Source organism: Paenarthrobacter sp. NPDC091711, assembly GCF_044756605.1.
Taxonomy (GTDB): domain Bacteria; phylum Actinomycetota; class Actinomycetes; order Actinomycetales; family Micrococcaceae; genus Arthrobacter.
Genome location: NZ_JBIVTF010000008.1, coordinates 137,476 through 163,508, shown reverse-complemented (window position 1 = coordinate 163,508; position 26,033 = coordinate 137,476). Strand labels below are relative to the sequence as shown.

Sequence of the window (26,033 nt, the reverse complement as noted above, 5' to 3'; positions counted from 1 at the left end):
AGACGCGGCGAATCTGCGGCAATACTCAGTGGAGCATTTCGTGTTGTGCATCACATCACGTTCACATGGGTCAAAGAGGACACTGAGGAGATGGATATGAGCGTAGAGCAGCGCTCCGCATCAAGAGCCGGGAAAGACGCCGGCAAAGGCTCCGGCCTGAAGAAGATCGTAGCGGCCTCAATGGTGGGCACGGTGGTGGAGTGGTACGAGTTCTTCCTCTATGCCACCGCCGCCACCCTGGTTTTCGGCAAGTACTTCTTCCCGAGCACCGGCAACGAATTGGACGGCATCATCCAGGCCTTCATCACCTACGCCGTTGGCTTCGTTGCCCGGCCGCTGGGCGGAATCGTCTTCGGCCAAATCGGCGACAAGCTGGGCCGCAAACCCACGCTGCAGCTGACCATCGTGATCGTGGGCGTCTCCACCTTCCTGATGGGCTGCCTCCCCGGCTTCATGGACATCGGCTACTGGGCACCCGCCATGCTGGTGGCCCTCCGCTTCATCCAGGGCTTCGCGCTCGGCGGTGAATGGGGCGGCGCTGTCCTCCTCGTGGCTGAACACAGCCCCAACAAGTCCCGTGGGTTCTGGTCATCCTGGCCGCAGGCAGCTGTGCCGGTGGGTAACCTCCTGGCCACGCTGGTTCTGTTCGTCATGTCCACCACCCTCAGCAGCGAAGCGTTCCTCGGCTGGGGCTGGCGAGTTGCGTTCTGGCTCTCCGCAGTGATCGTGTTCGTCGGCTACTACATCCGCACCCACGTCACCGAAGCCCCCATCTTCCTCGAAGCCAAGGCCCAGGTGGAGGAGTCCAAAGCCATCAGCTACGGAGTTGGCGAGGTCATCCGCAAGTACCCCAAGGGCATCCTCCAAGCGATGGGTCTGCGCTTCGCAGAGAACATCATGTACTACCTCGTGGTGAGCTTCGCGATCGTCTACCTCAAGAGCGTCCATAAGTACGACACGTCCTCGCTCCTGCTGGCACTCCTGATCGCCCACGTCATCCACTTCCTGGTCATCCCACAGGTGGGACGCCTGGTGGACTCGTGGGGACGCAAACCCGTGTACTTGGTGGGTGCCATCACCGGCGCAACCTGGCCGTTCTTCGCCTTCCCCATGTTCGACACCAAGAACGCCGTGGTGATCGTGCTCGCCGTGACCATCGGCCTCTGCCTCCACGCCTTCATGTACGCAGGGCAGCCGGCCATCATGTCCGAGCTCTTCCCCACCCGCATGCGCTACTCCGGTGTCTCCCTCGGCTCGCAGGTCACATCCATCTTCGCCGGCTCACTCGCACCGCTGCTGGCCACCCAGTGGCTCAAGGACACCGGATCCTGGGTTCCCACTGCGATCTACCTTGTGGTCGCTTGCGCCATTACCGTCGTCGCCGTCGTTTCGCTGAAGGAAACCAAGGGCATCGCTCTCCAAGAGGTGGACGAAGCCGACGCCATCAGGCACGGACTTGCCACTCCTTCTACTTCGAAAGGCTAGCTCCATGGACAACTCCTTGAACGGGCGCAAAGCGCTGGTGACCGGCGGCGCGAGCGGAATCGGGGCCGCCTGCGCCCGGGCGCTCGCCGCCCGCGGGGCGAAAGTAGTAGTGGCCGACGTCGATGCCTCCGGAGCTGCGGCCCTCGCCGATGAGTTGGGCGGCACGGCCTGGGCGGTGGATCTGCTGGACGTCGACGCGCTGGCCGCACTCAGCCTGGACTGCGACATCCTGGTCAACAACGCCGGCATCCAGAAAGTTGCCCCCATTGAGGAGTTCGAGCCCGCGGAGTTCCGGCGGATACTGGCCCTGATGCTGGAGGCCCCGTTCCTCCTCATCAGGGCTGCACTCCCGCACATGTATGCCAACGGGTTCGGCCGGATCATCAACATCTCCTCGGTCCATGGGCTCAGGGCCTCCGCCTACAAGAGCGCTTACGTGTCCGCCAAGCACGGGCTCGAGGGGCTCAGTAAGGTCACTGCCTTGGAGGGCGGCGAACGCGGGGTCACGTCCAACTGCATTAACCCTGGCTACGTCCGCACGCCGTTGGTGGAGAAGCAGATCGCCGATCAGGCCCGTCTTCACGGCATCCCCGAAGCCGAAGTCCTGGCCAAAGTGATGCTCACAGAGTCCGCCGTGAAACGGCTTGTGGAGGTGGAGGAAGTGGCGTCGTTGGCCGCCTGGATAGCCTCCGACGACGCCGGTATGGTCACCGGCGCAAGCTACACCATGGACGGCGGTTGGTCGGCCAGGTAAGGCGCCGCTGGGTTAGTTCTGGCCGCCGGGTTAGTTCTGGCCGCCAATGATGGCGTCGGCATTGTCGAAGGCCCATGTCACCAAGGGAATGAGCAGCGTGCTGAGCTCGCGGCCGCGTTCGGTGAGGCTGTAATCCACGCGGGGCGGGATGACGGGCTGTGCATCACGGCGGACCAGCCCGTCCCGCTCCAGTGTCTTGAGGGTTTGGGCGAGCATTTTCTCGCTGATGCCCTCGGCCCGGCGGCGCAATTCGCTCCAGCGCTGATCGCCTTCGGAGAGTGACAGCAGGATCAGCACGCCCCATTTGCTGGTGATGTGGTCCAGCACCGTCCGGCTGGGGCAACCAGCCGGGAACACGCCGTCGGCAATGGTTGCGGGGAGCGGCGCCGGGAGGTCACTTACTTTCATGTCAGTACCTTACCTCAAAGTGCGTACTAACTTTTGGGAAGTTTCGGGAAGTGCGGCTCGTTATCCACCATGACAGAGCAAACTTCCGTTGAAAGGAACCACCCATGAGCATCGTTATCGCTGGAGCAACCGGACAGCTTGGCCGCCACGTAGTAGAGGCCCTTCTGGAGCGCAACGTCCCCGCGGCAGACATTGTGGCCACCGGCCGTTCGGTGGAGAAGCTGTCTGACTTCGCCGAACGCGGCGTCACGGTTCAGGAGATGGACTACGAAAACCCGGCATCCGTTGCCGAGGCTCTGAAGGGTGCCACCAAGGTTCTGCTGATCTCCAGCAGCGCAGTGGGCCAGCGGGTTGAGCAGCACCGCACGGTCATTGAGGCCGCCAAGGCGGAGGGCGTGGAACTGCTGGCCTACACCAGCATTGCCAACGCGGACACCACGGGCATGAAGCTGGCCGCCGAGCACCAGGCAACGGAGGAGCTCCTCAAGGAGTCCGGTGTTCCGTTCGTCCTGCTGCGTAACAGCTGGTACTTGGAGAACTACACCGAGCAGCTGCAGGGAACCCTGGCACAGGGTGCCATCGCAGGAAGTGCGGGAGACGGCAAGGTCAGCGGCGCCACGCGTGCTGATTACGCGCAGGCTGCGGCCGCTGTCCTGGTGGCGGATCAGCAGGCTGGCAAGGTGTACGAACTGGGCGGAGACCACGCCTTCACCTTGGACCAGCTGGCCTCTGAGATTTCCTCCGCCGCCGGCCGCGAGATTGCCTACAACGATCTTCCCGCCAACGAATACCAGCAGATCCTGGTGGGCGCAGGCGTGCCGGACGCCTTCGCCGAAATCCTTGCCGACTCTGATCTTGGAATTGCGCGCGGGGATCTGCTTGTCACTAGCGGTGACCTCCAGAAGCTGATCGGCCGCCCGTCGACTCCGCTGTCCGAGGCCGTGCGTTCCGCCGCCGCCTCCCTCTAGAATCACCCGCCGGTTGGCAGTAGGTTCCAATGGTCGGCCGGAGCATTGGAACCAACTGTCACTGGGCGGGCTTATCGCACAGGCTTTTATGGGTTTTCCACATAGACAACTTTGGGTCTGATGTCCGGAGACGGCCGCTGGAAGAGTGTCCTTATGGACGGAATTCGGCGATCGCAGCGGGCAACAGAGGCTTCGTCACCGCTTCCTGCCTGTGTCGTGGCTACTCCCGCGGTTACTCCTGAAGTGCCTGCCGTCGGCATGGGCATTCGGGGCCTCGTCCTTGCACTCAAGTCGCTTGCGATCGCTTCCGATAGCTCGGGGCTTATCGATGAAATACGCGATCTTGAGGAGTTGAAGTCAGCAATTTCCGCCCGGCATGCCCGTGCTGCAGTGGCACTTGACTTGGCGCAGCGGGCGGAGCAGGCCCAGGCCGGGGTTCCTGCGGCTGAGCGAGGGATGGGCGTTGCTGCGCAGGTGGCGATGGCGCGACGCGAGTCGCCCCATAAGGGATCAAGACTCTTGGGGCTCGCCAAGGCGCTGGTCATGGAGATGCCGCGGACCCTGGCAGCGCTGGAGTCGGGCCAGTTGAACGAGTGGCGGGCTACGTTGCTCGTGAAGGAAACAGCCTGCCTGTCCGTTGAAGACCGGGCCGCGGTGGACGAGGAACTGGCCCCTGACACCGGAACATTCGACGGGGCCGGAGACAAGGCCATCATCTCCGCTGCCAGAGCCGCCGCGTATCGCCGTGACCCGAGGTCAGTGGCGCAACGAGCGAGCCATGCCGCCACGGAACGGACGGTCAGTCTGCGTCCTGCTCCGGACACCATGACGTACCTCACCGCACTGCTCCCGGTCGCCCAAGGGGTGGCCGTTTATGCCGCGCTCGCCCGGACGGCTGATTCCGTCCGCTCCAGTGGGGATGAGCGGACCCGCGGCCAAATCATGGCAGACACCCTGACCGAACGCGTTACCGGCACGCCGGGTGGTGTTGCAGGTGTCAACCTCAACCTCGTCATGACCGATCGCACACTGTTTCAAGGGGACCCCGAACCCGCGCGGCTCGAGGGCTACGGAATCGTCCCCGCGGAATGGGCAAGGGCGCTTTTTGTCGACGAGCCCTCCGGGTTGGAGGATCAGGTCCACCGGGGCCGCGAGGGCACGGAACGCCGCGAGCGCACGGAACGAAGCGAATTTGCAGTGCTGCTCCGCCGCCTGTACACCGCTCCCGGCAGTGGCGAGCTCCTGACTATGGACTCAAAAGCACGATTCTTCCCGCAACGGTTGCGGAGCTTCATCCAGCTCCGGGACAACACATGCCGTACTCCCTACTGCGACGCGCCCATCCGGCACATCGACCATGTCATTCCCTGGCATTCAGGAGGCAGCACACATCTCCACAATGGGGCCGGGCTGTGCGAAGCCTGCAACCATACCAAGGAAAATCCGGGTTGGGCCGTCGCTAGCATGCCCGGTGACGTGCACACACTTCAGGTCCGCACTCCCACCGGGCATAGCTACCAATCCAAAGCACCACCGTTGCCGGGGCACAAGCCCACACGTCTCACAAACTAACGTGCCTTCACCACCGGTAGGGCAGCCGTCTCGTCCACCAGTTCTGCGCGGCGCAGGCCGCCGCCGCGGACCCACAGCTTGTAGGCCACGAACAGCAGCACCAGCCAGGTGCCACCAACGTACAAAGCAATGCGGGTGTCCTCGAAGACACCCAGAATTACGATCACCATGGCCATGAACGCCATGGTGAGAATGGACGCAAAAGGCCAGAGCGGCGAACCAAATTCCGACGCCGGCAGACCCTTGCGCTTGATCTCCCGCTTCATCGCAACGTGCGAAGCAAGGATCATCACCCAAACCCACACGGTGGCAAAGGTGGCGATGGATGCGATGAGCACGAACACGTCCTCCGGAATGACCGCGTTCAACACCACGCCCACCAGCAGGATGCCGCCCATCATCACTACGGTCATCCACGGAACGCCGTGGCGGGAGATCTTGCTGAAGCTCTTGGGTGCGTGTCCCTGCTGGGCCAGCCCGAAGAGGATGCGTCCCGCCCCGAAGATGTCGCTGTTGATCGCAGAAAGCGCGGCCGTGATGACCACGGCGTTGAGGATGTGCGGTGCGGCAGGGATCCCCAAGCCATCGAAGATCTGCACAAACGGACTTCCGCTGCTGCCGATCTCGTTCCAAGGGAAGATGCTCATCAGCACGCCCAACGTCAATACATAGAAGAGCAGCACGCGGACCGGCACAGTATTAACAGCCTGCGGGATCACCTTCTTGGGGTTCGTGGCCTCGCCTGCCGTGATGCCGATCGTCTCGATGCCGCCAAAGGCAAACATGACCACGGCGAACGCGGCCAGGAGTCCCTCGAAGCCGTTCGGGAACAAGCCGCCATGATTCACCAGGTTCCCCAATCCCGGTGCCACGCCACCGCCGTCGCCCGTTTGGAAACCGAACACCACGATCGCCGCACCGCCCACGATCATGGCGATGATCGCCACCACCTTGATGAGCGAGAACCAGAACTCAAGCTCCCCGAACACCTTCACGCTGAGCAGGTTCATGGCGCCCAGGAACAGGATGATTGAAAGCACCCAAATCCACCGGTCCACCTGTGGGAACCAGAAGCCCATATAGATGCTGAAGGCCGTGACGTCCGCGATGGCCACGATCGCCATCTCGAACACATAAGTCCATCCGGTCACGAAGCCCGCGAACGGTCCCAGGTACTTGGATGCGTACTGGCCGAAGGACCCGGACACAGGGTGTCGGACGGCCATTTCACCGAGCGCACGCATCACCATGAACACGGCAGCGCCGCCGATGATGTAGGCCAGCAGGACGGCAGGGCCGGCTTTCTGGATGGCGGAGGCGGAGCCGTAGAAAAGGCCGGTGCCGATCGCGGATCCGAGCGCCATGAAGCGAATGTGACGGACGTTGAGGCCTCGGCTGAGCGCCGTACCCGCGGCTTGGAGGACAGAGCTCTCCGTAGCCAGCTTGGTTTGTTGCATAGTAAAACCTTCTCGTCTTTGGGAGGGGATCGCTATCCAGCAGATCACTTTTGAAGCCCTTGTGATGGGACTCACGGCGGTTTGGTGTCTTTGATCGCAGACAGTCCGGTTGCGACGATTTCCGCAGTGGTCAAAGTCATAGTCGGGAGTCGGATATGATAACCGCGGACAGCTCGTCACCGGTCAGGCATCCCTCGCATCCGCGTCGCCCCCATTGAACTCAGTGCTGCCGTCGCATCCGTTACTTGGGGGACCCTTGTTTTCTTCATTCCGCGCTACCCGGCGCCGTGTTACCGCTGCCCTGATTGCCGTTGTAGCTGGGGCTTCTCTGCTCTTTGCTGCTCCAGCCCAGGCTTACGACATTCCCACCTTTGAGGTGCCGCACGCCGCTCAGGCTCCCGTCCCGTTCGTGGAGCGGGCCACTGATACTGCCGGCGTTGTTGAGCTGTGGAAGACAGGTGGCCCCGCAACCCGCGCTGCCGCTGCGACCGCGCTGGTGGGTGGCGCAGATGCGCTTCAGGCATTCCTCGACGCCGGACAGGACGTCACGCTCGCCGCGGACCGCAAGCAGTTGGTCACCGAGCTGACGACCCGGGGAAGCCAAAACGTCAGGGAGAGCGCGGTCAGGGTACTAGGCACGAATGACCCCGTCCTGATTGATAAATTCCTTTCGTACGGCTGGGCCAAATCCTGGGAACTGGATCTGCGGATCACTGCCACGAGGTTCCTCAATTACACAGGCCCCATTCGGATGGGCGCATCCGACAGCCTGGACAAAGGCAGTGAAGCTGTGGAGCGGTATGTTCTTGAAGGCTGGCTGGACGCCGCGGAGATAGACGACCGCCAGGCTGCCTTCCAGCTCTTTGATTCTCCTTTTGTGGGTGTCCGCGCTGCGGCCAAGGCAGCGGTAATGACGGACGACAGGGAAATCGTTGCTGATTTCCTTCGCTACGGCCAGTTCGTTGCTGCCGCCCGGGACGCTGAGTCTGCGCGTGTTGCCGCACTCCTTCAGCAGGTCAAAACGGACATCGCAACCAACCCCAATGGAACCGCAGCCGTGGCGGAACGTGCGAAGACCGCCGTCGAACAGGCCCGAAGCGCTGCCTCTGCGGCAAGGGCGGCAGACTCATCGCGGCTCGCGAAAGACAGGGACCTCCTCTCATCGCAGGCCACACCGAGACGGATCGAGGACGAAACTCAGATGGCATCGCGGGAGCCGGCGAAGGCCGCCTTTGCAAAGGCAGCCCGTGAAATTCCGGAGCTCCTTACCCAGCTGGATGCCCCCGGAGCCGACCTTGACGCGCTGATCAACGAAGCCCGCCAGGCCACGCTGCATCTCGCGTTGGTGGGGACACCCAAGGTTCGGGAAGCCGCGGAAACGGCGCTGTCGGGTGGAGATTCTTCCGTAAAAGCTTTCATCATTGAAGGCCACGCAGCAGCTATAGAGCTGGACGCCATTAGGCCGTCGGCATTCACCGCGGATCGACAACGCTCTTATCAGCTTCTGGCAGTCGGAGGCGAATATGTGGAGAAGGCCGCCAAGAAAGCGCTTGAATCAGTCAGTCACGCAGACGTGCGGTACTTCCTGGAATACGGCTTTGATCAAGCCCGGAACCTGGATAACCGCATCCAGACCAGTTACGCGTTGGATTCGACGCCGGAGGTTCGTGCGGCCGCGAGCGTTGCTCTTGACGGCAGCCGTGCAGACCTCGAGGCCTTCATGACCGCAGGCCAGGCCGCGGCCGCCGATCGGGACAAGGCAACCGCTGCCCACGTTGCCTCCATCGACGCCATGATCGCCGAGCTCGTTGGGCTTGCAGACACGGCAGGGGTCGACGCCGGTAAGGCGGCCGACGCTGCCAAGGCCGCGGAAGCCGCCGAAGCCGCACGCCAAGCCGAAGCCGCACGCCAAGCCGAAGCCGCACGTCAGGAAGCGGCACGACAGGAAGCTGCACGCCAGGCCGAAGCTGCCGCGGCCGCTGCTGGTGGACAGCCCGGCCAGGCTGGAGCCGGCCAGGTCGATGTTTCACAGCACTCCGGAACGGGAGTTGCCCCGGTGGTGGTTCCTTGGCCGCGTGACTACGCTCCCGCCGTCGAGCTCGCTGAAACAGGTACGCCGGCCGAGACGGCCGCAACACCTGCCGCCACTCCGTCGGCCGCGCCCAGCATTTCGGTGCCGCCGGCCGCGTCAGCTGACAAGGATTCCGCCTCCGTTGATTCGCAGTCGCAAGAGGCCGCAACTCCGCTGGCGGCTTCGTCTGCAGGCATGAGCGGCTGGACTATCGGGCTGATCGTGGCGCTGGTCCTGGCTGCGGCGGGAGCCATCACGTTCCTGCTTCGGCGTAAGGGCGCTGCTTCAGCGTAAGAGAAGCTCCGCCCAAGGGCTGACGGTTCCAACTCGACGAGTGGGTCCGGCATCCCAGACACCGATCAACGATTCCCCGCTGGTGATTGCCCTTCCGAGGGTGCACGCTTGAGTACGGGATACCGGACAGCTCCGGTATCCCGTAAGCAGCCGAGCAGCGAGGAACCATGACAACGACGCCAACCGCACCAGGCAAAGCCACGTCCAAGGTTCCGGCCGCGGAAAACACGCTGCGTATCTTGAAACTGTTGGCTTCGCGCCGCGGCCCCATGGCGGCGTCGAACATTGCGACTGCGCTCGGCCTGCCGCGATCCAGTGTGTATCACCTGCTTGGCGTCATGGAGGCGAACGGGTTCGTCCTGCATCTGCACGAGGAGCAGCGCTACGGCTTGGGCATCAGCGCGTTCGAGCTCAGCTCGGCATACTCGCGCCAGGAACCCCTGTCCCGGCTGGGACGTCCCATGCTCGCCTCCCTGGTGGACGTGATCGGTGAGAGCGCGCACTTGGCGGTGCTCCATGGCCGGGATGTTCTCTACATCGTGGAGGAACGCGCCAAGAACCGCCCCAGCCTGGTGACCGACGTCGGGGTCCGTCTGCCCAGCCACCTCACGGCGACGGGCCGGGCGATCCTGGCCGCCCTGCCAAAGTCGCAGGTCCGCGCGCTCTATCCGAATGCCGCCGCCTTCACGTCGCGGCACGAGGTGGAGTTCCCCATCATGAAGTATTCGGCGTTGTCGTCGCACTTGGACCAAGTACGGCTCCGTGGCTACGCCACGGAAAACGGCGAAATCACCCCGGGATTCTGTTCTATCGCGGCCGCTGTGACGGACCATGTTGGATGGCCGACGGCGGCAGTCGCCGTCACGTTCCTCGAGGACAAAGTGCCTGCAGAGCAATGGCCGGTCCTGGCGGCCCGCATCCGCAAAGCGGCCGACGAACTGTCGGTGCGAATCCACGGGCGGCCTGGGGCCTGACGTGGCGCTTAGTCTTGCCCGCTGGTTTCCTTCTCGACGAGTTTCCTGAAGGTCTCCAGCTCGCCTCGGAAGCTGCCTTTGTAGGAACCCAGGGAGAAAAGCCTGCCGAAAATCCCGGCGATGAATCCGCGGGTGACGAACTCTTGGTCGATGCGTGTGCCGTGGCCCTCGGCCGTAAATCTCACATCTGACTCGCCCTTCAGGATCGCATTGCCGAAACGGGTGCGGATGTGCCGTGGCGGATCTGCGGCGAGGATTTCGGTGGGGCTTGCCATGCGCCCGAACCACACGGTGTAGCGGCTGCCGGCTTGGTTGGGCGGACCGACGCGATCGGTGACGCGGGTGACTCCTCCGATCCATTCGGAGAACCGGTCCAGGTCCGTCCACACCGCGAAGACGCGCTGGGGCGGCGCCGCGACGAGTGTTGTGACCCGGTACGTTGCCATGGGTCCAGCATGCGCTCATTGTCGTGTAATTGCGAGGGGCGGAGCATGTCTGTAATCCCGGACAGTACCCTTTCAAAAGCCGTTCCGGCCGCTCGACAAAGGGGCTTTAGTAGAAGCAGAAGATCTTTCCACCACACACTTCCCATAGACGAAGGAGTCACCATGGCACCCGCCGATTTCACTTCTGGTGCCCGTCCGGTTAAGGCCGCACGGGGTACTGAGCTCACTGCCAAGTCGTGGCAGACCGAAGCGCCGTTGCGCATGTTGATGAATAACCTGGATCCGGAGGTTGCTGAGCGTCCGGATGATCTGGTGGTTTACGGTGGCACGGGCCGTGCTGTGCGTTCCTGGGCTGCTTTTGATGCGATTACCCGGACTCTGGAAACCATGGAGAAGGACGAAACCCTTTTGGTTCAGTCGGGCAAGCCGGTGGGTGTCTTCCGCACTCACGAGTGGGCGCCCCGGGTGCTTCTGGCCAACTCGAATCTGGTGGGGGACTGGGCAACGTGGCCTGAGTTCCGCCGCCTCGAGGCTGAGGGTTTGATGATGTACGGCCAGATGACGGCCGGGTCCTGGATCTACATTGGTACCCAGGGCATCTTGCAGGGCACGTACGAGACTTTTGCCGCGGTCGGGAACAAGCTCGCTGCCGAGGGCCGTCACCCGGCACCGGCAGCGGAGGGCTCAAATGAAGGTCCGTTGGCGGGAACGCTGACCCTGACCGGTGGTTGCGGTGGCATGGGCGGCGCGCAGCCGCTGGCCGTCACGTTGAACGATGGTGCGTGTTTGATTGTGGACGTGGACGAGACCCGTCTGCGCCGCCGGGCCGGGAAGCGCTACCTTGACGAGGTCGAAACGGACCTGGATACCGCGATCGCGAAGGTCCAGAAAGCCAAGGAGGAACGCCGGGGCTGGTCTGTTGGCTACGTCGGCAACGCTGCAGAGGTGTTCCCGGAGCTGCTCCGCCGCCACAAGGCCGGGGAAGTCACCTTCGATGTGGTCACCGACCAGACCTCTGCGCACGATCCCTTGTCCTACCTGCCCGAAGGCATCACGGTGGCCGAATGGCATACCGAGGCTGAGGCTGACCCGGAAGGGTTCACCAAGAAGGCCCAGGCTTCCATGGCCCGCCACGTACAGGCCATGGTGGAGTTCCAGGACGCCGGCGCTGAGGTCTTCGACTACGGCAACTCGATCCGTGACGAGGCCCGCAAGGGCGGCTACGAGCGCGCGTTCGAGTTCCCCGGCTTCGTTCCGGCCTACATCCGTCCGCTGTTCTGCGAGGGCCTGGGCCCGTTCCGCTGGGTGGCCCTGTCCGGTGATCCGGAAGACATCGCCGTGACTGACAAGGCCATCAAGGAACTGTTCCCGGAGAACAAGCACCTGCACAAGTGGCTCGACGCCGCGGCGGACCGGGTGGAGTTCGAGGGCCTGCCGGCACGTATTTGCTGGCTCGGCTACGGCGAACGCGCCAAGGCCGGGTTGTTGTTCAACCAGCTGGTGAAGGAGGGCAAGGTCAAGGCCCCGATCGTGATCGGCCGTGACCACCTGGATTCGGGTTCGGTGGCCTCCCCGTACCGGGAGACCGAGTCCATGGCGGATGGTTCGGATGCGATTGCTGACTGGCCATTGCTCAACGCCCTGCTCAACACCTCCTCCGGTGCCACCTGGGTCTCCATCCACCACGGCGGCGGTGTCGGTATCGGCCGGTCACTGCACGCCGGACAGGTCTCCGTCGCCGACGGCACCGATCTGGCCGCGGAGAAGCTCGAACGACTCCTGACCAACGACCCCGGAATGGGCGTCATCCGCCACGTCGACGCCGGCTACGACCGCGCCGTCGACGTCGCCAACGAACGCGGCGTCCGCATCCCCATGAACGAATCCCCAGAGAGCAAGTAAAAAAAGTGACAATCACCTCCAACGAACAGCTCACCGTCACCCTCGGCTCCAGTGGCGTCACCCCGGAAGACGTCGTCGCCGTCGCACGCCACAACGCCAAGGTGACCATCTCCCAGGACGCCTTGGACAACGTTGCCAAGGTCCGTGCCCACATTGACGATCTGGCCACCAGCGATGTCCCGGCGTACGGCATTTCCACGGGCTTCGGCGCGCTGGCCAACCGCCACATCCCCAACGACCTCCGCACGCAGCTGCAGAAGTCGCTGATCCGCAGCCACGCCGCAGGCATGGGCCCGGCTGTTGAACGCGAAGTGGTCCGCGGCATCATGTTCCTCCGCGCCAAGACCTTGGCATCGGGCCGCACCGGCGTCCGCCCCGTGGTCCTGCAGACCATGGTGGACGTCCTCAATGCCGGCATCACCCCGCTGGTCCGCGAGTTCGGTTCGCTGGGCTGCTCCGGCGATCTGGCACCGCTGTCCCACTGCGCTTTGGTCCTCATGGGCGAAGGCGAAGCAGCGGGTCCCGACGGCGAACTGTACGGAACCGCTGGCAAGCCGCCGGTTGCTGAGCTTCTTGCCCAGCATGGGATCGAGCCGGTCACCCTCGCCGAGAAGGAGGGCCTGGCCCTCGTCAACGGCACCGAGGGCATGCTCGGCATGCTGCTGATGGCCATCGCTGACATCCGCATGCTGCTTGCGACGGCGGACGTCACGGCGGCGCTAAGCGTCGAGGCCCTGTTGGGTACAGACCAGGTGTTCCTGCCGGAGCTTCACGCAGCCCTGCGGCCGCACCCGGGCCAGGCCGCCAGCGCGGACAACATGCTCCGCGTGCTGTCCAACTCGCCCATCGTGGCGTCCCACCGGATCAACGACACCAAGGTGCAGGACGCTTACTCACTGCGTTGCGCACCGCAGGTCGCCGGTGCTGTCCGCGACACCGTGGACCATGCAGCGCTGGTCGCTTCCCGCGAACTCGCAGCAGCGATCGACAACCCGGTGGTCCTCCCGGACGGCCGCGTCACCTCCAACGGCAACTTCCACGGCGCCCCCGTGGCCTACGTCCTGGACTTCCTGGCCATCGCCGTCGCGGACCTCAGCTCCATCGCCGAGCGCCGCACGGACCGCATGCTGGACCCGGCCCGCTCACACGGTCTCCCGGCGTTCCTTGCCGCGGATCCCGGTGTTGATTCCGGCCTCATGATCGCCCAGTACACGCAGGCCGGTTTGGTGTCGGACAACAAGCGCCTGGCTGTTCCGGCATCGGTGGACTCCATCCCGAGCTCCGCCATGCAGGAAGACCACGTATCCATGGGCTGGCACGCTGCCCGGAAGCTGCGCAAGTCTGTGGAGAACCTCCGCCGCGTGCTCGCCGTCGAGCTTGTCACCAGCGCCCGCGCCATTGACATGCGGACGCAAATGTCCGACGGCGAACTCACCCCGGGTCCCGCCGGTACGGCCGTGCTTGAGGTGCTTCGTGACGTGGTTCAGGGCCCGGGCACGGACCGGTTCCTGTCGCCGGAACTGGAAGCGGCTGACCGTTTGGTTGGCTCCGGTGCGGTCCGTGCGGCCGCCGAATCCGCCGTCGGGATTTTGGCCTGACGTCGAATAAAACGCTCATTTGATGGGCATATTTGTCACGTCCCGGTCTTTGTTCGCAACGCAATCACCGGGGCGTGGCAAATGTAGTAGAACTTATGGTGTACGTCACGTCCACGCCAACGATGTCGTGGGCTTGACGGTCAACCGTTCAGATAACTCAATACACAACAGAGAACATCCACAAAGGGGTAGAAGTTCAATGAAGGCACGCGGAGCAGTCCTGTCCAGGCGAAGCGCTCACACGGCTACGGTAACCGACTGGAGGACGCTGAAAGTTGGCGAACGGGTGGAAGTGGTCAAGTACGCCCACGTGATCGCCGCCGGTCTGATCGAAGAAGTTTCCAGCAGTGGAAACGTGGTGTGGCTGGAGCATTCGGGGCCGGGCGTCACCGAAGAGGGCAAAGAACTGTTCATGAAGTCCGACGGCGTGACTCTCCGCCGGGCGTAGGCGGCAGTTCCACCGAGGTACTTGTTAAACAGAAACCGGGGCTCGTTCCCTTCCGCGGGTAGTAGAAGCGGAAAGGAACGGGCCCCGGTTTTTGGCGTCGCTGCCTAAGAATACGTTGGGTGTATCAGGCGGCGAGGACTTCGCGGGTCTGACCGAAGGGAACGGATTCGTCCAGAGCCACGGTGTAGGTGCCGGGCTCATGCCGGGTCACCAGAATGCCGCAGTTAGCGTCTGCTGCTGCGTTTTCGATCAGTGCATCCACGGCGCGGTCGAGTCCGTCGTGGATTTCGTCTGCCTTGGAGAAGGACAGGCGAATCTCGCGTTCTGCAATCATTGCAGGGGTCATTGGGGGCCTCCTATTACGTGTCGCATGCGAGGGCGACCCATCAATCATAGTCGGTGGTCCCTGAAAATTTGTAAGATGACTGGCAAGTGAGTGATCCACGTCTCATCGACGAACCATGGCGCGGAGCAGTTTCACCGCCACCGAAAGCGCCGCAATATCCATCGGCCCTGGCTTGATGGCCTCTTGGATGGTCTCCTGGATACGCGCCAGCTGCTCGATGTTTCCGCGCTCCCAATCCACGATGCGCTCCACAGGATCGGCCGCGGAACTGGAAGAGCGCGGGGTGTGCCGAACCACTGCCTTGGTCATATCGGCCAACACCAGATACATGTCATCCCTCAGCGCTGCCCTCGCCAACGACTCCCAATGCGTGTCCCGCGGAAGCATGGTGATGTGCTCCAGCAGCGGGATGGCGGAAATCCGTTCGAAGACGGCGAAGTACACCTCCGCTACAGCCTCCACCGGCTCCTGCAGTTCCTCTGCGATGGCCGAAATGTCCAGCAGGCCGTAGCTGACCAGGAGCTCGGAAGCGCGGATGCCCAGCGCATGGGGCAAGCCCACCGAATCCGTGTGGGCCAGGCGCTTCCGGGAGTGCGCCAGGTTGATGCCGTGCAGGAAACCCGTGAAATCGGCCCGCAACAAGGACACCGGTAGTTCCAGCCGGGCCAACGCATCGGCAACCGGTTTGTCCCGGAAATCGTGGGTCACGTACCAGCGCACCGAGCGGTCCAGCAAGCGCCGCATATCCAAGGCCACGGCGGCTCCGTGTTCGCTGGGGGTGCTGGCCGGCAACTGCGCGATGGCCCGGGTTACCGAGTCCAGATCCCAGATTTTCCGCATCACCACGAACCCGCGTGCCACGGCAGCCGCGGACACGGTGGTTTCCTCCATGGCCCGGAAAGCGAAAGCAATGCCGCCCATGTTGATCATGTCGTTGGCAACCACAGTGGCTACGATCTCGCGGCGCAGGGGATGGGTGGACAGATGCTCGCCGAACCGCTCGGAAAGCTGGTGCGGAAAGTAGTCGTGAAGGGTGTGCGAGAACCAGGGGTCATCGGCGAGCCCGCCCTCAGTCAGTTCCCTGGCGAGCTGAATCTTGGCATAGGCGGCAAGCACAGCGAGCTCCGGAGTGGTCAGTCCCTTGCCGGTAAGGACACGGGCTTGGAGTTCCTCGTTGCTCGGAAGAAATTCCAGGCTTCGGTCCAGACCCGTGACGGACTCCAACCAGTCCATGGTCCTCTCGAAGCTGGGGCTCCACTGCACAGCCAATTGCTTGTCGTTGAGCAACAGGACGTTCTGGTGATCATTGGTTTTCAGTACCAGCCGGCCCACTTCTTCCTGGAGCGAGTGAAGGAAAGGCGTCCGTTCCTTCACGGACATCCTTCCCGCAGCAATCATGCGATCCAGGAAGATCTTGATGTTCACCTCATGGTCAGAGCAGTCCACGCCGGCCGAATTGTCGATCGCATCCGTGTTCACCAGAATGCCGGTCAGCGCAGCCTCGATCCGCCCACGTTGCGTGACGCCGAGGTTTCCACCCTCCGCAAGGGTGTGCGCGCGGAGCTGGTTGGCGTTGACGCGGATGGCGTCGTTCGCCTTGTCTCCGACCTCGGCATGGGACTCCGTGGATGCCTTGACATACGTGCCGATTCCTCCGTTGTACAACAGATCCACCGGGGCCATGAGGATCGCCCGGAGAAGCTCGGGCGGGCTCATCACCAACTGGCCCCCGGGATCGGCACCCTCTTCCAAACCCAGGGCCAGCCTGACCTCTTCGGTGATCCGGATGGATTTGTCCGTGCGGGCAAAGATTCCGCCCCCGGGGCTCAGTTTGTGGAGGTTGTAATCAGCCCAGGAAGACCGGGGAAGTTTGAACAGCCGTTCCCGTTCGGCGAAGGACCCGATGGGGTCGGGCGTGGGGTCCAGGAAGATGTGCCGGTGATCGAACGCGGCCACCAAGGAGATGTGCTGGGAGAGAAGCATGCCATTGCCGAAGACGTCACCGCTCATGTCACCGATGCCCACCACGGTGAAATCCTCGGCCCGGGAATCGATCATCAGCTCACTGAAGTGGTGCCGCACGGATTCCCACGCACCGCGCGCAGTGATGCCCATCTGCTTGTGGTCATAGCCCACCGAGCCGCCCGAGGCGAAGGCGTCCCCAAGCCAGAAACCGTAGTCCGCGGCCACAGCGTTGGCCATGTCCGAGAAAGTGGCGGTTCCCTTGTCCGCCGCCACCACGAGGTAGTAATCGTCGCCGTCGTGCCGTATCACGCGGGGTGGCGTGACCACGCGGCTGGTGCTTCCGCCGTCGGGATCCGGCACGAGGTTGTCCGTCACGTCCAGAAGGCCGCGGATGAAAGTCCGGTAGCTTTCCTGGCCCTCGGAGAGCCAGGCAGCGCGGTCCTCCGCAGGATCCGGCAGGCGCTTGGGAAAGAAGCCACCCTTTGCGCCCGAAGGAACGATCACGGCGTTCTTGACCGACTGCGCCTTCACCAGCCCCAGGATTTCCGTGCGGAAGTCCTCGCGTCTGTCCGACCACCGCAGTCCACCGCGGGCTATCGGCCCGAAGCGCATGTGGACTCCTTCAACCCGGGGTGAATAGACCCAGATTTCGAACCGTGGCCGTGGCGGCGGTGCTGCCGGGATGCTGGACGGATTGAGCTTGAAGCTGACGTACGGCTTGTCCAGGTAGAAATTTGTACGCAGAGTGGCTTCCACCAGGCTTGAAAGTGACCGAAGGAGACGGTCGGCGTCCAGGACGGGGATGGCGTCGATCGCTTCCTCCAGTTTGGCCCGGGCTGCGTGAACGGCCTGCGTCCGATGGCTGAGCTCACTGCTGCCTTCCTCGAAGACGTCACTACCGGACAGCGCCGCAGCCCGGTTGAATTCCGGATCAAACAGGTCCGGCGCGTAAGTGTCCGGGTTGAACTTCGCCTCGAACAGCTCCAACAGCGCATGTGTTGCCTGGGTATTTTCGCAGAGCGTGTCCGCGATGAAGCCGTACGAGTTGGTGCTTCCCAGTTGCCGCAAGTACTTGGCATACGCGCGAAGGATGGTCACGTGCCGCCAGCCGAGACCTTCCTTGATGACCAGGGCATCGAAAGCGTCCGACTCTGCATCGCCCCGCATCGCGGCACAAAACGAGCCGGCCAGCAGATCGCCAGTGGCCACGGGGTCCACTCCGCGCGGGTACTTGAGCCCGAGGTCGTACAGGAAGAACTGTCGGCCGTCCGCTCGCTGCACGTCGAACGGCCGTTGGTCCAGGACCGTCAAACCAAGATTGTGGAACAACGGGAGGATCTGGGTGAGGCTCCGGGGGCGGGTCAGGTACAGCCGGATGCGGGCATCCTCCGTGAGGACCGGTGTGCCCGGACGCTGGTAGACGGTCAGCAGAGGGTCCTCCACACCGTCGCCCGGCGGGAAACTCTCAAACCTTGAGATGTCCTCCACGGCGTCCTCAACCTCGAAATCGGCCTTGTAGCTCGCCGGGAACGCCGCGGCCCACTGGCGGGAGAGCCGCGCAGCTTCTTCCGAGGGGTACCGCGCCTGCAGCGCCTCAGACAGCCCTTGCGCCCAGGTCCTGGTAGCGGCAATGATCCGCGGTTCCAGAACCGAGGCATCCACGACGCCGGGAGTCCCGGCAGGTGATGGCCCGGTATGCGGTGACCCGGCGGGGGGTGATCCGGTATGCGGTGACCCGGCGGGGGGTGATCCGGTATGCGGCAAAAGGATTCGGAAAAAGACGCGGGCCATGGCGGATTCGCCCAAACGGAGCTCGAACTCGATGGAATCCGAGCCGAAGGCCTCGCGAAGTTCACGCTCGATGTTGAGACGCACCGCGGTGCTGTATCGACGGCGGGGAAGGAACACCAAGGCTGTCATGAACCGCCCGTAGGAGTCCGGACGGAGGAACAGCCGTGTGCTGTGGCGCTCCTGCAGCCGAAGGATTTCGCGGGCATGGGCGGCCAATTGCTCTGCACTGATATGAAAGAGCTCATCCCGGGGATATGCCTCCATGACAGTGAGGAGCTCCTTGCCGTGATGCGAGCCTGGCGGGTAGCCAAATGCTCTCAGGACGTCCTTCACGGTGTCGCGAATGACGGGAATGTCCAAAGCGGAGTGCGATGCGGAGCTGGGCGAGAAGAGCCCCACAAAGATGTGCTGACTGCCTTGGCCGGTTCCGCTGTCCGTGGCGACGCTGATCTCGTCCAGATAGGCGCGGCGAAGGACCGTGGAGCGCTGGGTTGACTTGGTGAGCGTGAGGATTGGGGTTTCCGGCGGGCTGGTGTGTGCAGCGGCCGTGCCCAAGGCTTCGCGGGTTAAGGGTTCGCGCAGCAAGCCAAGCCCCTGATGCCCGCGATACCCGAGGAACACAAAGTTTCCATCGCCCAACCAGTGCACCAGCTCCTGAGCTTCCAGGGCGTCTGGGTCTGAGCGTCCGAGATCGCCCAATGCCCCCACAACGTGGGCCAGCTCCTGGTGGATAGCGTGGTTGTCCTCTGCAGCGGACCGCACATCGCCAAGCACTTCCTGGAGCCGGGCAACAAGGAGTTCCGCCGCCTCCTCATCCGGGAGCCGGGGGATTTCCACCGCCATCCACGCCTCGGTGAGCGGCCCGTCGTCGTGGTTCTGTTGGGTGATTGGCTCGGCGGGGGAGCCACCAGCGTACGGTTCGACGCCGGTAGGCAGTCCCGTGCGGTGGGGCGCCTTGTGGATGGTGGTCAGGCGGTGGGTGGCGGGGTCGCGGGTGACGCTGAAGATCGGGTGGACCAGAAGCCGGATGGAGGCGGTGTCCCGGGCAATCTCGGCGGTGACGGAGGGGAGGAGGTATGGGATGTCATCGGTGACGATCGCCACCACACTTGAATCGGACTCGTTGAGAACGCCCACTATGGCCTGCCCGGGTTCACGACGCTCCGCCAACGAACGGTGGTAGCGGGCACGGTCCAAGAGGGTCTCGGGTGTGTAGTTGCGGACGTCGTCCTCGGCCACGTGCTCGTAGTAATCGGTCAGGAATGCGTCCGCCGGCTCGCTAGCGGAGGACATATTCTCATGATGGCTTAAATGCCGCGAGATGGCACTTAATACCAATGTCTGAGCCAAACATTGGCATCAAATGCCACCTCGGTGGTGGGCTTAGCGCTTGACGGCGTCCAGCTTGAGCATCTTGGCGATCACACCGTCCAGCTCGGAGTCGTCGAAGATCTTCTTCCAGTCGTCCTTGATGATGGTGTCCTTGCCGTACTGGATGGCGATTTCGCAGGCTTCGGAGAACGGGTTGGACCCGCGCAGGGCGTTGGTGAGCGCGATCTGCACGTGGCCGAACAGCATGGCCTTGGCTGCTTCCTCGGGGACACCGGCGGTGTGGACGGTCTCGTGGAGTGCCTCGTTGAGGAGGGTGCCGATCATGCAGGCTACGGTTTCCACCAGGGTGGGTTCCAGGATGGCGAGCTGTTTGACGGTGACCCAGTGAACATCGATCACGGGGGCGTAGATGGTGCGGATGACCGCTTCGGCTACGTCGCGGGTTGCTGCGGGGGCGTCGTCGTCGATCGCGGAGACCACGTTCTGCGGCGCACCCTGTCCGCCGAAAGTATCTGCCCATTCTTCCTTGGTGGTGCGCTCCAGGAACACGGACGGGTGGCAGGGGTGGGCTACGGCCTGGACGACGTCGTCGCGCTTGGCCAGGAGGCCTGCGTACGCGGCGGCGGGATCGAGGGTGAGGAGGATGGCGCCGGACTTCATCTGCGGAACGACGGCTTCGGAGACGATGCCAAGTACGGTGTCCGGCACTGCCAGGATGACGACGTCGGCCGTGGGAACGGCGTCGTCGGTTGCGGTGATGTCTCGGCCTTCAGCGCGGACGCGTTCCTGGCCTGCGGGGGAGTTCTCACTGTAGAAGACGTTGTGGGTGGACTTCTGGAGGTTGCGGGAAACGCGCATCCCCATTTTTCCTCCGGCTCCGACAACGGCGACGGTCAAAGTTTCTGCTGACATTTCACTTGCTCCTTAGGAAATCGAGGCTTTGTTGGGTCCACTGGTTTTCGAGGCGGATGGTCTCCGCTTCGGAGTCCTGCCACGGCAGCCAGTGTTCGACGATTTGGTTGATGTGTCTTTCTTTGGGCTGGATCTTTTCGACCATGTAGTCGTAGTCGAGAAGGCCTTCGCCGAGGGGTGCGCCCGAGTACGTGAACCCGACCCATCCCTGTTTGCGGCTGAACGCAAAGTCTTTGATGTGCATGTTCAGGACATAAGGCTCGACGGCGTCAATCACCTGCTGCGGCATCTCCAGTGCGGCCACGGTGTTGGCGGGGTCGCTGCAGATTCCGAGGTACGGGCTGTTGACGCGGCGGACCACGTCCAGGATCCGTTCCGTGGGGACCTGTTCATAGGTCTCGACGGCGATCCTCACCCCGGCTGCCTCAAACTCCGGCAGGACGTCGGTGAAGATCTGGACGGCTTCCTCGTTGTCCGGGGTGTGTCCGGGGACGTTGAACATGGTGCGCAGCAGGTCCGAGCCCAGCACCTGGGCGATGTGCAGGAACGTGCGCAGGTGTTCCGGGTGGATGCCTTTCGTCCCCACTTCCAGGGTGATGCCCAGCCCGTCGGCCGTCGTACGGACGGCGGCGAGCTCGTCGTCGTTCATGGTTTCCAGCGGCGCGTAGTCGCAGATCTGGAACAGGTCCACGCCCAGATCCGCCGCTTTCCGCAATGCGTCGTGGATGCTCATCGGCTGGCTGACCTGGTCCGAGAGCTGCCAGAAGAACGCGTAGCTGCTGAGTCCGATCCTGCTGCTCATGCTGCCACCGCCTTCGCGGCGAGGCGTGCGGCGGTCTCGTCCAGGATGGTCTTCAGCGCTGCGGGATCGTGCGCGAAGCGGCCCAGGAACAAGCCTGCGACGGCGGTATCCAGTTCCGTGATGAGGCCCGGTCCGGCGCTGCCGCCGTAAATGACGCGGCTCTCTTCCTGACCCGGCAACGAACGCAGGTGCTGGTCCAGGCCGCGGACCACGGCGCTAATGTATTCCGGTGTTGCTGGTTCCGGGGCGCCGATGGCCCATTGCGGCTCGTAGGCCACGATGGTCCGGGCTGTGGGACCGAGCGTTCCGGCGCGGTTGAGGGCGGCGTCGATGTCGGCCGTGCACTGGGCGATTGCTTCCTCGGGGGAGCCGGCATTCAGTTCGCCAACGCACAGCACCGGGGTGAGTCCGTTGCGGTAGGCCGCGGCCGTCTTCAAGCCGATCACCCGATGGTCCTCGCCGAAGATCCGGCGGCGCTCCGCGTGCCCAACCTCCACATACCGGCCGCCGAGTTCGGCAACGGTCTTGCCTCCCACTTCGCCGGTGTACGCGCCTTCGTCTTCCCAGAAGATGTCCTGCGCTCCGGTTCCAACCCCGGCAGCGCCCAGGATCCGGGCCGCTTCGGCCAGTACCGGGAGGGTGGGCAGCACGAACAGTTCGATGTCGCCGCTCACCACTCCCGGGTGCTTGAAGGCGATGGTGGCGATGTCACGGCAGTAGTCCACGGAACGCTGGTAGCCGAAGTACATCTTCAGGCTCACACCGATCACCGCACGTGGTTGCCGGGATGCCGCGCTGGCGGTCTTAGCAGGAAGTGACACCCTCGTAGTCCTTAATCAGTGTGACCTTCTCGGCCGAGGCGGAGGTTTCATCGAAGGTGTACGTGAGCCATTCCTTGGCCAGGCGGCGGGCGAGCTCCAGTCCCACCACGCGCTGGCCGAACGTGAGGACCTGGGCGTTGTTGCTCAGGACCGAGCGCTCCACGGAGAAGGAATCGTGGGCGGTGACGGCGCGGATGCCGGGAACCTTGTTCGCGGCGATCGCAACGCCCAATCCGGTGCCGCAGACCAGGAGTGCACGGTCCGCCTTGCCGGCGGCGATCAGTTCAGCGGCGGCGATGGCAACAGAGGGGTACGGAGTGTGGCTCGAGGCGTCCACCCCGACGTCGGTCACTGATTCGACCAAGCCGCTCGCTTCCAGATCGGCTTTCAAGGCCTCCTTATACTCGAATCCGGCATCGTCCGATCCAACGACCAGGCGCAGTTTGGTGCTCATGCTGTTTCCTTTACTGAGATCTTCCCGGCGGTGTTCCCGGCGAGGGTGTTGTGGATGGCCCGGACTATCAAGGCCATGGAGACGGCTCCGGCGTCGGGCGTTCCGAGGCTCTTTCCGGCGTGCGGGCGGGCTCGGCCCATGAGGGGCAGCAGGTTGGCGGTTGCCTCGGCGGACTGTTCGGCGATGGTGGTGGCGGCACCCCATGCCTCCCTGAGGCTTGCCCCGCCCTGAACAGCGGCCGTGAGGGCTTCGCTGAACGGGGCCAGGACGTCCACCAGGGTTTTGTCGCCGACCTTGGCCTTGCCGAAGTCCATGATGGAACGCTTCGCCTCGGCCACTCCTGCGGCAACGGCTGCCGCGTTCGGGCGTTCACTGTCACCCATGGATTGGCCGACGGCGCGCAGGGCCATGCCCCACAGCGCACCCGAAGTGCCACCTGCTTTGTCCGCCCAGGCATCGGCAGCAAGGTTCAGGGCGGTCCCGGCTCCGGCACCGCGTTCGACGGCGTCTGCCGCAGCAGCGACGGCGGCGTGGATTCCGCGCTCCATGCCGATCCCGTGGTCACCGTCGCCGGCAATCGCGTCGATGCGGCCCAGTTCTTCCACGTTGGCGTCCACCACGGCTTTGGCGGCATCGAGGGCTGCCAGGATCATGGGTGCCGCGGTTTTGGATTCTTCGCTGGCGTCCGGGATCACGGCTTGCTGCTCGGCGCCCATGGTGAGTTGCCCGGCGTCGAGCGCTTGAGCGCTGACCGCACCGCGCCGGAAGGCCGGGGCGTCCGCGGGGGCCATCCACAGTTCTTCGAGCTCGGAGTCCAGCCAGAACAGCGTCAGCGAGGTGCCTGCCATGTCGAAGCTGGTCACTAGCTCGCCGACTTGCGGGTCCACGGCTTCGATACCAGCCTCGGAAAGGAGTTGGGCCACGCGGCGGTAGACCACGAACAGCTCCTCGTACTTGACGCTGCCCAGACCGTTAAGGATCGGGACCACCCGTGCGCCGTGGGCGGAGAGGCCATCCGGGATCTCGGCGAGGAGGTCCTTGACCAGCAGTTCGGCCAGTTCATCCGCCGTCGGGATGTTCGTCTCGGCAATGCCGGGTTCGCCATGGATGCCCATGCCCACGGCCATACGCCCCTCGGGAACGGAGAAGAGCGGGTGGTCCGCGCCCGGGAGGGTGCAGCCTGTGAAAGCGACACCGAAGGAGCGCGTACGGTCATTGGCGCGTTCGGCGATCTCCACCACAGCGTCCATGGAGTAGCCGGCCTCGGCAGCAGCGGCAGCGACCTTGAAAACTGTCAGGTCCCCAGCGATCCCGCGACGCTTGTGCTTCTCGGCCAGGGGAGCGGAGGAAATGTCATCGGTGACCGCGATGCTGCGGCAATCGATGCCCTCGGCGCGGAGCTTGTCCTGGGCCTGCGTGAAGTGCAGGACATCGCCAGCGTAGTTACCGTAGCCCAGGAGTAGGCCGCCACCGTTGTCCGCGGCCTTGGCCACGTTGTAGACCTGCTGTGCCGAGGGGGAAGCGAACAGGTTGCCCATCGCCGCGCCGTGCGCCAGACCCTGGCCCACCAAGCCGGCGAAGGCCGGGTAGTGGCCGGAGCCGCCACCGATCACCAAGGCGACCGAGTCCGGCGTCGAAAGCGTGCTACGGGCAACACCGCCGGAGACGCGCCGGACCCACCGGCCGTGCGATGCGACGAAGCCTTCGATCATTTCATCAGCGAAGGCTGAGGGCTCGTTGTAGAGGCGGGTCATGGGCTATCTCCTGGGCTGTACTGAAAAGTGTGAGGTGGTGGTTGTGCCCTCCCTGATGGAAGGGCACAACCTGCTTGTGGTGTTTACGGCTCCGCGTGCTGCCCGGCCCCTTGGGGGTCCAGCGCCTCGGCAGGCGTACCGGCTGACGCCTTGCCCTGCTTGCTGAGCGTCACCATGAGGATGGAGGAGAGCAACATGAAGCCGCCGACGACGAACATGGGCACCGTGTAGCCGCCCGTCAGGTCCTTGAGCCAACCGGTGATGTAACCGGCGCTGAAGCCTGCCAGGTTGCCCACTGTGTTGATCAGTGCGATGCCTGCTGCTGCGGCTGCGCCGGTGAGGAACTGCGTGGGGACGGTCCAGAAGTTCGGCAGGGCCGCGAAGATGGACATGGCCGTGATGGTGATGACAGCGATGGTTGCTGCGGGGGAGCCGGCGAACAGTGCCAGCGGGATGCTGATGCCGCCGATGAGGGCCGGGAGGGCGATGTGCCAGGTCTTGACGCCGCGCTTGGTGGCGTCCTTGGACCAGAAGTACAGGGCAAAGGCTGCCGGCAGGTACGGAATAGCCGTGATGAGGCCCTTCTGGAATACATCGAACTTGGTGCCGTAGAGGCCTTCGAAGCCCGCGATGATGGTGGGCAGGAAGAAGCCCAGCGCGTAGAGGCCGTAGATGAAGCCGAAGTAGATCAGGGAGAGCATCCAGACGCGGCCGTTGCCGAATACCGTGCGAACGCTGACGTGCTTGTTGGTGGCGGCGGTTTCCTTCTTTTCCTTTTCAAGGGCGCCGGTCAGCCAGGTCTTTTCCTCGGTGGTGAGCCACTTGGCCTTGGAGGGGTTGTCTGCCAGGTAGAACCAGGCGACGATCCCGACGATGATCGCGGGGATGGCGACGCCGAAGAACATGAACCGCCAGCCCTCAAGCCCGAAGAATACGCCGTGCTGCTGGATCAAAGCGCCTGCGAGGGGAGCGCCGATCACCGTGGTGAGGGGCTGTGCCAAGTAGAAGAGGGCCAGGATCTTGCTGCGGTGCTTCGACGGCACCCAGAGGCTCAGGAAGAGGATGGCGCCGGGGAAGAAGCCAGCTTCTGCCACACCCAGGATGAAGCGCAGGATGTAGAGCTGCTCAACGTTGCCAACCCAGGTGAAGAGCAAGGACACGATGCCCCAGCTGACCATGATGCGGGCCAGCCAGCGGCGGGCGCCGAACTTGTGGAGGGCAAGGTTGCTGGGGATCTCCAGCAGGATATAGCCGATGAAGAAGACGCCGGAGGCGAAGCCGAACTGCGCCGCAGAGAGGGCGAGGTCGTTGTTCATGCCGTTGGGGCCGGCGAACGAGATGGCGGTGCGGTCCAGATAGTTGATGAAGAACATCAGGGCGACGAACGGCACCAGCCGGATTGCCACCTTCTTAATTGCGGATTTCTCGACCACCGATTGTGTGGTGTCCACATTGACTCCTAGATGTTGGTGTCCCTGC

At 63.7% G+C, this 26,033-nt stretch carries 20 protein-coding genes; 9 read left to right on the top strand and 11 right to left on the bottom strand.

Going from position 1 to position 26,033, the window contains the following annotated elements; genetic code table 11:
* Nucleotides 1–96: 96 nt before the first annotated feature.
* Nucleotides 97–1,485 (top strand): MFS transporter, encoded by a 1,389-nt coding sequence (locus tag ACIQH5_RS14080; protein ID WP_400404305.1) that lies wholly within the window; start codon nucleotides 97–99, stop codon nucleotides 1,483–1,485.
* Nucleotides 1,486–1,489: 4 nt separating this feature from the next.
* Entirely contained in the window at nucleotides 1,490–2,239 is a 750-nt protein-coding gene (locus ACIQH5_RS14075) for a 3-hydroxybutyrate dehydrogenase (RefSeq protein ID WP_400404302.1), read from the top strand.
* Nucleotides 2,240–2,269: 30 nt separating this feature from the next.
* Here ACIQH5_RS14075 and ACIQH5_RS14070 read toward each other — a convergent pair whose 3' ends face one another.
* Nucleotides 2,270–2,647 carry a helix-turn-helix domain-containing protein gene (locus ACIQH5_RS14070; protein WP_024819232.1) on the bottom strand — a complete coding sequence of 126 codons (378 nt, stop codon included), beginning with the start codon at nucleotides 2,645–2,647 and terminating at the stop codon, nucleotides 2,270–2,272.
* Between the two features lie 104 nt (nucleotides 2,648–2,751).
* On the opposite strand from ACIQH5_RS14070, the gene ACIQH5_RS14065 reads away from it, so the two are divergent.
* Nucleotides 2,752–3,615 carry an SDR family oxidoreductase gene (locus tag ACIQH5_RS14065; RefSeq protein ID WP_400404298.1) on the top strand — a complete coding sequence of 288 codons (864 nt, stop codon included), beginning with the start codon at nucleotides 2,752–2,754 and terminating at the stop codon, nucleotides 3,613–3,615.
* Between the two features lie 258 nt (nucleotides 3,616–3,873).
* The gene (locus ACIQH5_RS14060; protein ID WP_400404372.1) at nucleotides 3,874–5,187 is read left to right on the top strand and encodes an HNH endonuclease; all 1,314 of its coding nucleotides are present in this window, start codon (nucleotides 3,874–3,876) and stop codon (nucleotides 5,185–5,187) included.
* Here the strand turns inward: ACIQH5_RS14060 and ACIQH5_RS14055 are convergent.
* Nucleotides 5,184–6,644: an amino acid permease gene (locus ACIQH5_RS14055; RefSeq protein WP_400404295.1), complete on the bottom strand. Its 1,461-nt coding sequence runs from the start codon at nucleotides 6,642–6,644 to the stop codon at nucleotides 5,184–5,186. The genes ACIQH5_RS14060 and ACIQH5_RS14055 overlap by 4 nt on opposite strands.
* A 256-nt stretch (nucleotides 6,645–6,900) precedes the next feature.
* Here ACIQH5_RS14055 and ACIQH5_RS14050 point away from each other — a divergent pair, with 256 nt between their 5' ends.
* Nucleotides 6,901–9,009 (top strand): ALF repeat-containing protein, encoded by a 2,109-nt coding sequence (locus ACIQH5_RS14050; RefSeq protein WP_400404293.1) that lies wholly within the window; start codon nucleotides 6,901–6,903, stop codon nucleotides 9,007–9,009.
* Nucleotides 9,010–9,176: 167 nt separating this feature from the next.
* Entirely contained in the window at nucleotides 9,177–9,983 is an 807-nt protein-coding gene (locus ACIQH5_RS14045; protein ID WP_105692650.1) for an IclR family transcriptional regulator, read from the top strand.
* Between the two features lie 8 nt (nucleotides 9,984–9,991).
* On the opposite strand, the gene ACIQH5_RS14040 is transcribed toward ACIQH5_RS14045, so the two are convergent.
* Nucleotides 9,992–10,429, bottom strand: coding sequence for an SRPBCC domain-containing protein (locus ACIQH5_RS14040; RefSeq protein WP_400404289.1), 438 nt, complete (start codon nucleotides 10,427–10,429; stop codon nucleotides 9,992–9,994).
* 162 nt (nucleotides 10,430–10,591) lie between these two features.
* Here ACIQH5_RS14040 and ACIQH5_RS14035 point away from each other — a divergent pair, with 162 nt between their 5' ends.
* The 3 genes from ACIQH5_RS14035 (at nucleotide 10,592) to ACIQH5_RS14025 (ending at nucleotide 14,377) form a co-directional block, all read left to right on the top strand.
* Nucleotides 10,592–12,331 carry a urocanate hydratase gene (locus ACIQH5_RS14035; RefSeq protein ID WP_400404287.1) on the top strand — a complete coding sequence of 580 codons (1,740 nt, stop codon included), beginning with the start codon at nucleotides 10,592–10,594 and terminating at the stop codon, nucleotides 12,329–12,331.
* A 5-nt stretch (nucleotides 12,332–12,336) separates the two neighbouring features.
* Nucleotides 12,337–13,929 carry a histidine ammonia-lyase gene (hutH, locus tag ACIQH5_RS14030; protein WP_400404285.1) on the top strand — a complete coding sequence of 531 codons (1,593 nt, stop codon included), beginning with the start codon at nucleotides 12,337–12,339 and terminating at the stop codon, nucleotides 13,927–13,929.
* Nucleotides 13,930–14,128: 199 nt separating this feature from the next.
* On the top strand, nucleotides 14,129–14,377 hold the full coding sequence (locus ACIQH5_RS14025; protein WP_400404283.1) for a hypothetical protein: 249 nt from the start codon (nucleotides 14,129–14,131) through the stop codon (nucleotides 14,375–14,377).
* 124 nt (nucleotides 14,378–14,501) lie between these two features.
* Here ACIQH5_RS14025 and ACIQH5_RS14020 read toward each other — a convergent pair whose 3' ends face one another.
* The 8 genes from ACIQH5_RS14020 to ACIQH5_RS13985 all read right to left on the bottom strand — a co-directional run bounded on the left by ACIQH5_RS14020 (nucleotide 14,502) and on the right by ACIQH5_RS13985 (nucleotide 26,005).
* A complete protein-coding gene (locus ACIQH5_RS14020; protein WP_017198995.1) occupies nucleotides 14,502–14,723 on the bottom strand; it encodes a hypothetical protein in 222 nt (73 codons plus the stop codon).
* 102 nt (nucleotides 14,724–14,825) lie between these two features.
* On the bottom strand, nucleotides 14,826–19,772 hold the full coding sequence (locus ACIQH5_RS14015) for an NAD-glutamate dehydrogenase (protein ID WP_400404281.1): 4,947 nt from the start codon (nucleotides 19,770–19,772) through the stop codon (nucleotides 14,826–14,828).
* Between the two features lie 90 nt (nucleotides 19,773–19,862).
* On the bottom strand, nucleotides 19,863–20,723 hold the full coding sequence (locus ACIQH5_RS14010) for a phosphogluconate dehydrogenase C-terminal domain-containing protein (RefSeq protein WP_400404279.1): 861 nt from the start codon (nucleotides 20,721–20,723) through the stop codon (nucleotides 19,863–19,865).
* 1 nt (nucleotide 20,724) lies between these two features.
* A complete protein-coding gene (locus ACIQH5_RS14005) occupies nucleotides 20,725–21,525 on the bottom strand; it encodes a sugar phosphate isomerase/epimerase family protein (RefSeq protein WP_400404277.1) in 801 nt (266 codons plus the stop codon).
* On the bottom strand, nucleotides 21,522–22,346 hold the full coding sequence (locus ACIQH5_RS14000; RefSeq protein ID WP_400404275.1) for a triose-phosphate isomerase family protein: 825 nt from the start codon (nucleotides 22,344–22,346) through the stop codon (nucleotides 21,522–21,524). Before ACIQH5_RS14000 ends, ACIQH5_RS14005 begins: the two co-directional genes overlap by 4 nt.
* The gene (locus ACIQH5_RS13995) at nucleotides 22,330–22,800 is read right to left on the bottom strand and encodes a ribose-5-phosphate isomerase (protein ID WP_014921555.1); all 471 of its coding nucleotides are present in this window, start codon (nucleotides 22,798–22,800) and stop codon (nucleotides 22,330–22,332) included. Before ACIQH5_RS13995 ends, ACIQH5_RS14000 begins: the two co-directional genes overlap by 17 nt.
* Nucleotides 22,797–24,554, bottom strand: a complete 1,758-nt coding sequence (locus tag ACIQH5_RS13990) for a dihydroxyacetone kinase family protein (RefSeq protein ID WP_400404273.1) — start codon at nucleotides 24,552–24,554, stop codon at nucleotides 22,797–22,799. The genes ACIQH5_RS13995 and ACIQH5_RS13990 overlap by 4 nt, the downstream gene beginning before the upstream one ends.
* A gap of 83 nt (nucleotides 24,555–24,637) precedes the next feature.
* Nucleotides 24,638–26,005 carry an MFS transporter gene (locus tag ACIQH5_RS13985; RefSeq protein WP_400404271.1) on the bottom strand — a complete coding sequence of 456 codons (1,368 nt, stop codon included), beginning with the start codon at nucleotides 26,003–26,005 and terminating at the stop codon, nucleotides 24,638–24,640.
* Nucleotides 26,006–26,033: the final 28 nt, after the last annotated feature.

What these genes read in the sequence shown, in the direction of transcription:
- ACIQH5_RS14020 (WP_017198995.1), bottom strand. Translation starts at nt 14,723, where the DNA reads ATGACCCCTGCAATGATTGCAGAACGCGAGATTCGCCTGTCCTTCTCC.
- ACIQH5_RS14040 (WP_400404289.1), bottom strand. Translation starts at nt 10,429, where the DNA reads ATGGCAACGTACCGGGTCACAACACTCGTCGCGGCGCCGCCCCAGCGC.
- ACIQH5_RS14080 (WP_400404305.1), top strand. Translation starts at nt 97, where the DNA reads ATGAGCGTAGAGCAGCGCTCCGCATCAAGAGCCGGGAAAGACGCCGGC.
- ACIQH5_RS14010 (WP_400404279.1), bottom strand. Translation starts at nt 20,723, where the DNA reads ATGTCAGCAGAAACTTTGACCGTCGCCGTTGTCGGAGCCGGAGGAAAA.
- ACIQH5_RS14070 (WP_024819232.1), bottom strand. Translation starts at nt 2,647, where the DNA reads ATGAAAGTAAGTGACCTCCCGGCGCCGCTCCCCGCAACCATTGCCGAC.
- ACIQH5_RS14065 (WP_400404298.1), top strand. Translation starts at nt 2,752, where the DNA reads ATGAGCATCGTTATCGCTGGAGCAACCGGACAGCTTGGCCGCCACGTA.
- ACIQH5_RS14060 (WP_400404372.1), top strand. Translation starts at nt 3,874, where the DNA reads ATGGGCATTCGGGGCCTCGTCCTTGCACTCAAGTCGCTTGCGATCGCT.
- ACIQH5_RS14025 (WP_400404283.1), top strand. Translation starts at nt 14,129, where the DNA reads ATGAAGGCACGCGGAGCAGTCCTGTCCAGGCGAAGCGCTCACACGGCT.
- ACIQH5_RS14005 (WP_400404277.1), bottom strand. Translation starts at nt 21,525, where the DNA reads ATGAGCAGCAGGATCGGACTCAGCAGCTACGCGTTCTTCTGGCAGCTC.
- ACIQH5_RS13990 (WP_400404273.1), bottom strand. Translation starts at nt 24,554, where the DNA reads ATGACCCGCCTCTACAACGAGCCCTCAGCCTTCGCTGATGAAATGATC.
- ACIQH5_RS14035 (WP_400404287.1), top strand. Translation starts at nt 10,592, where the DNA reads ATGGCACCCGCCGATTTCACTTCTGGTGCCCGTCCGGTTAAGGCCGCA.
- ACIQH5_RS14055 (WP_400404295.1), bottom strand. Translation starts at nt 6,644, where the DNA reads ATGCAACAAACCAAGCTGGCTACGGAGAGCTCTGTCCTCCAAGCCGCG.
- ACIQH5_RS14015 (WP_400404281.1), bottom strand. Translation starts at nt 19,772, where the DNA reads ATGTCCTCCGCTAGCGAGCCGGCGGACGCATTCCTGACCGATTACTAC.
- ACIQH5_RS14075 (WP_400404302.1), top strand. Translation starts at nt 1,490, where the DNA reads ATGGACAACTCCTTGAACGGGCGCAAAGCGCTGGTGACCGGCGGCGCG.
- ACIQH5_RS13995 (WP_014921555.1), bottom strand. Translation starts at nt 22,800, where the DNA reads ATGAGCACCAAACTGCGCCTGGTCGTTGGATCGGACGATGCCGGATTC.
- ACIQH5_RS14045 (WP_105692650.1), top strand. Translation starts at nt 9,177, where the DNA reads ATGACAACGACGCCAACCGCACCAGGCAAAGCCACGTCCAAGGTTCCG.